General features: G+C 61.6%; 7 protein-coding genes and 1 pseudogene. 1 reads left to right on the top strand and 7 read right to left on the bottom strand.

The window, feature by feature from the left end:
* Window positions 1-78: pseudogene (locus AACO21_RS11840) on the bottom strand (electron transfer flavoprotein subunit beta/FixA family protein); the annotation flags it as partial.
* A 113-nt stretch (window positions 79-191) separates the two neighbouring features.
* Here AACO21_RS11840 and AACO21_RS11835 point away from each other — a divergent pair.
* The gene (locus AACO21_RS11835; protein ID WP_346192723.1) at window positions 192-803 is read left to right on the top strand and encodes a TetR/AcrR family transcriptional regulator; all 612 of its coding nucleotides are present in this window, start codon (window positions 192-194) and stop codon (window positions 801-803) included.
* Here the strand turns inward: AACO21_RS11835 and AACO21_RS11830 are convergent.
* The 6 genes from AACO21_RS11830 to AACO21_RS11805 all read right to left on the bottom strand — a co-directional run bounded on the left by AACO21_RS11830 (window position 800) and on the right by AACO21_RS11805 (window position 7,764).
* A complete protein-coding gene (locus AACO21_RS11830) occupies window positions 800-1,411 on the bottom strand; it encodes an ABC-type transport auxiliary lipoprotein family protein (protein ID WP_346192722.1) in 612 nt (203 codons plus the stop codon). The genes AACO21_RS11835 and AACO21_RS11830 overlap by 4 nt on opposite strands.
* On the bottom strand, window positions 1,411-2,337 hold the full coding sequence (locus AACO21_RS11825; protein WP_346192721.1) for an MlaD family protein: 927 nt from the start codon (window positions 2,335-2,337) through the stop codon (window positions 1,411-1,413). The genes AACO21_RS11830 and AACO21_RS11825 overlap by 1 nt, the downstream gene beginning before the upstream one ends.
* 7 nt (window positions 2,338-2,344) lie before the next feature.
* The gene (locus AACO21_RS11820; protein ID WP_346192720.1) at window positions 2,345-3,097 is read right to left on the bottom strand and encodes an ATP-binding cassette domain-containing protein; all 753 of its coding nucleotides are present in this window, start codon (window positions 3,095-3,097) and stop codon (window positions 2,345-2,347) included.
* A complete protein-coding gene (locus AACO21_RS11815) occupies window positions 3,094-4,197 on the bottom strand; it encodes an ABC transporter permease (protein ID WP_346192719.1) in 1,104 nt (367 codons plus the stop codon). Before AACO21_RS11815 ends, AACO21_RS11820 begins: the two co-directional genes overlap by 4 nt.
* Window positions 4,194-5,696 (bottom strand): exopolyphosphatase, encoded by a 1,503-nt coding sequence (gene ppx, locus AACO21_RS11810; RefSeq protein ID WP_346192718.1) that lies wholly within the window; start codon window positions 5,694-5,696, stop codon window positions 4,194-4,196. Before ppx ends, AACO21_RS11815 begins: the two co-directional genes overlap by 4 nt.
* A 175-nt stretch (window positions 5,697-5,871) precedes the next feature.
* On the bottom strand, window positions 5,872-7,764 hold the full coding sequence (locus tag AACO21_RS11805; protein ID WP_346192717.1) for a propionate--CoA ligase: 1,893 nt from the start codon (window positions 7,762-7,764) through the stop codon (window positions 5,872-5,874).
* Window positions 7,765-7,811 lie beyond the last annotated feature (47 nt).

Raw genomic sequence — 7,811 nt, 5'->3', positions numbered from 1 at the left:
GACGCCCGTCCCGTCCGCCTTCACGCGAACCTTTACGTTGTAATCCACTACCCGTTTCACGGGAACGAGAATCTTCACTGAGCTCTCCTTTATCCTTCGGCAAGTTATGTTTCTTCAGGCCCTGTTTGACAGATGGCCGGTCAATCCGCACAATGACCATACTGTGTCGTATGGAAAGCATACGGTAGCGTATGGAAAATCAACCTGTCAAGCCCCAAGCCCGCACATCGCGTCGTCGCGCGCCTGCCACCCGCACCCAACTGGATCGCCAGGACTGGGTGGAAATGGCCGTCGACGTACTTTCCGAGGAAGGCATTGCCGGCTTGCGCGTCGAGGTGCTGGCCAAGCGCTGCGGGGTGACCAAGGGCAGTTTCTACTGGCATTTCCGCGACCGTCAAGATCTCATCGATGCCGTGCTGGAACACTGGAAAACAGGTCGGATCCGCGACATTGAAAAAATGACCAGTGTCGCGCCGGGCAATGAACGCGCACAACTGCACCACGCCATCGAAGTCTACGGCGCCAGCCGGAACCGGAAAGGCATTTCGATCGAACTCGCGGTGCGGGATTGGGCGCGCCACGATACGCAAGCGGCAGCGATTGTCGAATCGGTCGACCTGTATCGACTGGAGTGCACCCGTCGCCTCTTTGTCGCAGCCGGCTTATCGGATGCCGAAGCAAAAAGCCGGAGCCTGCTCTTGTACGCCTGCGTCTTCGGCCTGTCGCTGATGCACTACGAACCCTTCGACAACAATCTGGCCGATCTCAAGCAACGCATCGCGGAACACATCGTCGCCAATTAACCCTGACAGGCAGACAAACGGCGAGCGGCAAGCGATGCCTGCTCCCGTTGGGAAATCTGCTCCGCCAGACGGTCGACCGCCGCCCGCAGGGCAAAAACGCCCCCCGCCACATCCGGTGTCGGCGCTGGTACGCTGACGTCCAGCCCCCATTCATCCAGCACATTGCGTTGCCGATCCAGCCACTGGACGCGGGCACGCAATACCCCACGGCTTTGCGTCGTGCTGTCAAAAACCTGGGAAAACTCTTCCAGTTCAAGACGCATCAGGCAGGCTGCCCGCACCTGACCATGCGCGGAGGCCCCCAAATCGCGCATCAAACGCCACTGGATCATCTGCGCCGGCGGCCCCGCCCAGCGCGCCAGCGCATACTCGCGCAGGCGTGCCGAATCGGCGTAAGCCAGCCGGTAGTCAATGCCGAGGCCATCAAACCAGGCAGGCGCGCGGACTTCGAGCGCCAGCGGCTGAGTGCGCACCATGGCCGGTTTACGCCCGCTGCTCTCCAGGTCGTACACCGCCTGCGTCACATCGCCACCGCGCTTGCCCGGCGTCACACACCCGGCCAACAACAGGGCGACGAGCCCCATGACACCCATCCAGCCTCTACGCATCACTTTCCTTCCTGTGCAGAAAACCCGGGCTCACCCGGCCCCGGCGGCAAGGCCGGCATGCCGAACACGAGCCCCTGCGGCGACTCTTCGAGCATGCGCAGCAAGCGGCCCAATTGACGGGAGGTCACGCTGGCTTCCGAGGCCAGATCGTTCAGGCGCGGCATGAGCGCTGCCGCACCACTGCCCCCCGGTTCCCCGAGCGTCGCGTCCAGCTTGTCGGTGACACCTTGCATTTTCACGAGTAACTGGCGTGTCTCGGTCAACAAAGGCGCAATCTCTGCGGTCGACCGTGAAATCCGGTCGATATTTCCGTCATCGAGCAGTTTCCGAACCTGCCCCAGCGTGCCTTGCAACTGGGCCAACACGGGCTCGAGCTGACCGGAAGTCCGGGCCATGTTGCCGAGCGTCTGGTTCAAATGCCGGCGATTTTCCTCTCCCAGCATGTCGTTGGCGCTGATCATCAGCTGCCGGGCCTGGCGCAAGGTGGCGATGCCGGTTTCGCTCAATTCTTCCAACATCGAGGGCAGCATGGCAATCCTCGGCGGCTGGGCATCGTTGGGCGTCAGCGGCGTGGCCTCCTTGCCCGTCTCGAACAGAAGAATGTGCGCCAGACCGGTCACACCCTGATAGTTGAGCTTGGCCACCGTGCCCGTGGTCAGCGGAATGTCGTCACTGATCGAAATGGTGATCAGGATGTTGGTGTAATCCTCCGGATCGATCCGGATGTCGCTGACCTTGCCAACGCGGATTCCCCGGTAACGCACCTGCGCTTGCGGATTCAGGCCGCCGATATTCTGCTTGGTGACAACGATGTAATCGTTGGTGTTGTCACGAATTCCTCCGAGCCAGAACACCGCCCCCAGGGCAGCGATCCCGAGGAGCAGGACAAACATCCCGGCAATGAAGGCGTGTGACTTGTTTTCCATGGCGTGATTAAAGCAGTTTCCGACGGTCGGCGGCAAAAAAGCCCGTCACAAAAGGATGATCGGCCGCCATGACCTGCTCGCGCGGCCCGCAGGCGACAATATGCCCCTCCGCCAGCACGGCGACATGGCTTGCCAGCCCCGACAAGGTGGCCAGATCATGGGTCACCATCACCACCGTCAAGCCCAAGGCGTGTTGCAGCGAGGCGACGAGATCGACGAAATTCTGACTGCGGTCCGGGTCCAGGCCGGCGGTCGGCTCATCGAGCAACAACAACTCCGGCTCCAGCGCCAGCGCGCGCGCCAAGGCCACCCGCTTGACCATCCCGCCGGAGAGTTCAGCGGGCATCAGGCGGGCGTGCGCCGCCGTCAGTTCCACCATGTCGAGTTTCAGCAGCACCAGTCGGCGAATCCAGTCCTCGTCCAGGCATTTCAACTCACGCAACGGAAACGCAATATTGTCGAATACGGACAAGGCGGAAAACAGCGCACCGTGCTGGAACAGCATCCCCAAGCGCCGGCGCAGAGCGCGCTGCACACCCAAATCCGGCGTCTGCAGGTCGGTGCCGAACAAGCGTACTGTTCCCGCACTGGGCCGCTGCAAGCCCAGCATTTCGCGCAGCAAGGTGGTCTTGCCGCTACCGGACCCGCCCAAGAGGCCAAGAATTTGCCCTGGCATCACCTGCAAGTCCAGGTTGCGATGCACCACCCGCCCGCCCAGCACGGTCTCAATCCCCTGCAATTCGACCACCGGGCCGCTCATAGCTGCGGCAGCCCGATATGGCGGGTCAACACGGCAAACACCGCATCGACCAGGATGACCAGGGTAATCGCACTGACCACCGCGCGCGTCGTGTTGGCGGACAGGCTTTCCGTATTCGGGATGACGCGCAAGCCGAAATGGCAGGCGATCAAGGCAATGACAAAACCGAACACCACGCCCTTGCCCAAGCCGATCATCAAATTGGCCACCGGCACCGCACGCGGCAGATTTTCAAGGAAATACACCAAAGAGAGATCCAGTTGCAGCAAGGCGGCGACCATGCCGCCGAAGAGCGCAATGCAGGACGTCCACAGCACCAGCAGGGGCATGGCGACGGTCAACCCGAGAATTTTGGGCAAAACCAGACGCAGATGGCGCGAGATGCCCATCGTGGCAAGGGCATCGATTTCCTCGGTCACCCGCATGACGCCGATCTGGGCGGTCATCGCCGAGCCGGACCGCCCCGCCACCAGCACGGCCACCAGCACCGGCCCCAACTCGCGCAGGATGGAAATCCCGAGAATATTGACGATGAACAGATCAGCGCCAAAGTTTTTCAACTGCAGCGCCGACAGATAACTGATCGTGATGCCGATCAGGAAGCCCACCAGGGCCGTGACCGGCAAGGCCATCGCGCCGGCCTTGTAAACATTGGCGCTGAATTCCCGCCAGGGAAACTCCTGAGGATGGCGCGCCAGATGCAGGAGGTCGAGCAAGAGATGACCAAACAGGGTGACCACCCCGCGCAGATTGGCCAGGCCGCGCAATACCAGATGCCCCAAGGTCAGGGTGATCCCGGCCGGCTTGGGCGGTGCGACAGGCGCATCGAGCGACAGGGCGGCAACCCGATCCAGCACGCTCTGTTGCGCCGGCGTCAGCCCAAGGACCGTTGGCCAGGTCATCGCCCAGTGGCGCCACAGAAGCACGGCGGCCGCACTATCCAGACGGTCAACCGCCGAAAAATCCCAGATTCCGTCCTGCGGTGCCGCCGCCAGCATGGATTGAATCTGCGGCAGAATCGGCTGCAAACCGGCCAGCGTCCAGGTGCCGGACAGGCTGACCCGCCCGGCGTCGACACGCAGCGCCGGCGTGCAGTTCACCCCGCCTTCCGCAGCGAACGGGTCTTCAGCACATACTCCCGACCCAGTTGTTTCCAAACCTGCACTTCCTCGCCCAAGGCGGCAGCTGTCCAGGGATTTTCCGCCAGCCACTCGGCCGGCAAATCGAGTTGAAAACCGTTGCCCAGCGGTTGCACCCGCCACGCCGGCAGCGGCCGATCATCCCGCGTACGGTGCAGAATCACCGCAAGACGCAAACAGAAAATCAGTCGCCACGAACTGTCGGTGGTGGGCAAGTTGCCCAGTTTTTCCAATTTGCCACGATGGCCGAGAACCAGCATGGCCAGACGCGCCTGATCCTTCTTCGAAAAACCCGGCATGTCGGCATAGGTCAGGATGTACGCGCCGTGCTTGTGATACGCGTTATGGGCGACCGAAATCCCGATCTCGTGCACACGGCAGGCCCAGGACAAAAACTGGATATCCGCCTCGCTCGGCGCCCCCTCGGTGAGCTGCGCCAGGGCGGAGAGTGCGGTAGCTTCGACACGCTCGATCTGATCGCCTTCCACCTGATAGCGGCGGCGGAACTGTTGCACCGTGGCATCACGCATGTCGTGATGATGGAAACGTCCGAGCAAGTCGTAGAGCACGCCGAGGCGCAGCGCACCATCCGCATAGGTCATGCGCTCGATGCCCAACTCTTCGAAAATCGCCGACATGATCGCCACCCCGCCCGGAAACACCGGCAGGCGGTCACCCTTCACGCCGGGCAGATCAAGTGCTTCGGCTGAACCGGCCTTGACCAGCAAGGCACAGAGACGATCCAGACCTTCACGGGTGATCCCGCTCTCGCCATTGGGATTGAGGTTGTTCAGCTCGAGCACGTCGGCAATGGCGCGCGCCGTCCCCGAGGAACCGACGGCCTCCTTCCAGCCCAGCCGCTGGTAATCAGCCGCAATCAGTTCGATTTCCTTGGCGGCAGCAATCTGGGCCTCACGCAAGCGCTTCTTGTCGATGCGGCGATCCGGGAAGAAACGCAGCGTGTAGCTGACGCATCCCATGTACAGGGATTCCATCAGTTGCGGCTCATGCCGCTTGCCGATGATGAACTCGGTCGAGCCACCCCCGATATCGATCACCAGCCGCTTGTGGGCGGCCGAGGGCAAGGAATGCGAGGCACCGATATAAATCAGGCGCGCCTCTTCCCGTCCGGCAATGATTTCGATCGGAAAACCCAGCGCCTCTTCGGCCAGGGGCAAAAATTCGACGGCGTTCTTGGCCACCCGCAAGGTATTGGTTGCGACCGCGCGCACCGCCCCCTGGTCCAGGCCGCGCAGGCGTTCGCCAAAACGGCTCAGGGCATCCAGCGCGCGCCGTTGGGCCGCGGCATCCAGACGTTTGTCCGCAGTCAGGCCGGAAGCCAGGCGCACCGGCTCCTTCATCGAATCCAGCGTATAGATCTGATCATCGACCACCCGCCCGACTTGCAGGCGGAAACTATTGGAACCCAGATCGATCGCGGCGACGGTTTCGTAAATCATCGGAAACGAGATGAGACAAGCAAAGAGCACATTCTAGCACCCTGCCCGTCTCCAGATTTTTACAAGCGACCACGATAAAAAGCTTCTTCGTGTGCGACCGTGGAAAGCGGGAGCAAACATAAAAAAACCCGCTGGGTTTCCCCGGCGGGCTGATGCGGACTGTCCGACGGTCGACTTAACCGGCGAGCAGATTCTTGATGTTTTCCAGCGTGGACGGATCCTCGATGGTCGTCAGATCGCCCGGATCGCGCCCTTCGGCCAGGGCCTGGAGGGAGCGGCGCAGCATCTTGCCGGAACGGGTCTTCGGCAGACCAATCACGAAGTGCACACGGGCCGGACGGGCAATCGCACCGAGAATGCCGTCGACCGTCGCGAAGACTTCCTTCTCGAGGGCAGCGGTCAGCTCGGGCGTGGCCACCTTGGAGGCATCCTTGACGACGGCGAAAGCCATCGGCATCTGCCCCTTGAGCTTGTCTTCCACCCCCACCACGGCGACTTCGGCAATCGCGTTGTGTGCCTGGATGGCCTCTTCGATTTCGCGCGTTCCCAGACGATGGCCGGCCACGTTGATCACGTCATCGGTACGGCCGAGGATGGTGAAGTAACCTTCGTCGTCCTTGATCGCCCAGTCGTACGAGGAGTACACCAGCGGCTCTTTGAACAGGCTGAAGTAAGTCGAGACAAAACGCTCGTCCTGGCCCCAGACGGTCGACAGGCAGCCCGGCGGCAGCGGCGGCACGACGGCAGCGATGCCCTTCTCGTTCGGGCCGCACTCGGAACCGTCCTCGCGGAAGATCTTGAGGTTGTAGCCATAGACCGGGAAGGACGGCGAACCGAACTTGATCGGGGTCTTTTCGACACCGTGCAGCGCAGCCAGCATCGGCCAGCCGGTTTCGGTCTGCCAGTAGTTGTCGATGACCGGCTTTTGCAGTTCGTTCTGGAACCACTCGTGCGTCGGCTGATCCAGCGGCTCGCCGGCCATGAAGATGTGCTTCAGGGACGACAGATCGTACTTGTGCATGTAGGCCGGATCCTGCTTCTTCAGGACGCGGGCGGCGGTCGGCGCCGAGAACATCACGTTGACCTTGTACTTCTCGACGATCTGCCACCAGATACCCGGATCCGGACGCAGCGGCGTGCCTTCGTACATGATCGTGGCCATGCCGGCGATCAGCGGGCCGTAGATGATGTAGGAGTGGCCAACCACCCAGCCGATGTCGGAGGTGGAGAAGTAGGTTTCACCCTCGCCGCCGCAGTAGATGTGCTTCATCGACGAAGCCAGCGCCACGGCGTAACCGCCGGTGTCGCGTTGGACGCCCTTCGGCTTGCCGGTGGTGCCGGAGGTGTACAGGATGTAGGACGGCTCGGAGGACTCCAGCCATTCGCACTCGACCTTGGCATCGATGAACTGCTCACGCAGGGTGGCGTAATCGGCATCGCGGCCGGCAACCTTGTTGAAGCCCTTGTCCAGGCCACGGTCTACCATCAGCACCTTGGCCGGCTTGTGCTCGGCCAGTTCGATGGCCTCATCCAGCAGGTGCTTGTACGGCACGGCCTTGCCGCCACGCATGCCGGCGTCGGCGGACACGATCAGGGTCGGCTTGGCATCGTCGATGCGGGTCGCCAGAGAACCGGAGGCAAAGCCGCCGAAAACGACGGAGTGGATGGCGCCGATGCGGGTGGCAGCAAAAATGGCAAATGCCGCCTGCGCGATCATCGGCATATAGATCAGGACACGATCGCCTTTCTTGACACCCAGGCTCTTGTAGATCGCGGCCATGCGCTCGACTTCGGCCTGCAGTTCGGCGAAGGAGTAAACCTTCTCCTCATCGGTTTCCGTCGAGACATAGATCAGCGCGCGATCATTCGGACGCTTGGCGGCGTGGCGATCGATCGCGTTGTAACACAGGTTGGTTTTGCCACCGACGAACCATTTAACGAACGGCGGCTTGGAATAATCGCAAACCTGCGTAAACGGTTCTTTCCAGTCGATCAGCTGAGCCTGTTCGGTCCAGAACTCATTGGGCTTCTCGATGGAATACTGGTGAAACTCCTTGTAAGTCGGCATACAACTTCCCTCTAGATGGTTTTCCTGCACGATACAAACCGAACGGG

Origin of the sequence: Dechloromonas sp. ZS-1, assembly GCF_039649255.1 — a bacterium.
Taxonomy (GTDB): Bacteria; Pseudomonadota; Gammaproteobacteria; order Burkholderiales; family Rhodocyclaceae; genus Azonexus.
Note: the sequence above shows the minus strand (reverse complement) of the source record. Positions and strands in the feature narration are given on the sequence as shown.

What these genes read in the sequence shown, in the direction of transcription:
- AACO21_RS11835 (WP_346192723.1), top strand. Translation starts at nt 192, where the DNA reads ATGGAAAATCAACCTGTCAAGCCCCAAGCCCGCACATCGCGTCGTCGC.
- ppx (WP_346192718.1), bottom strand. Translation starts at nt 5,696, where the DNA reads ATGATTTACGAAACCGTCGCCGCGATCGATCTGGGTTCCAATAGTTTC.
- AACO21_RS11825 (WP_346192721.1), bottom strand. Translation starts at nt 2,337, where the DNA reads ATGGAAAACAAGTCACACGCCTTCATTGCCGGGATGTTTGTCCTGCTC.
- AACO21_RS11820 (WP_346192720.1), bottom strand. Translation starts at nt 3,097, where the DNA reads ATGAGCGGCCCGGTGGTCGAATTGCAGGGGATTGAGACCGTGCTGGGC.
- AACO21_RS11805 (WP_346192717.1), bottom strand. Translation starts at nt 7,764, where the DNA reads ATGCCGACTTACAAGGAGTTTCACCAGTATTCCATCGAGAAGCCCAAT.
- AACO21_RS11830 (WP_346192722.1), bottom strand. Translation starts at nt 1,411, where the DNA reads ATGCGTAGAGGCTGGATGGGTGTCATGGGGCTCGTCGCCCTGTTGTTG.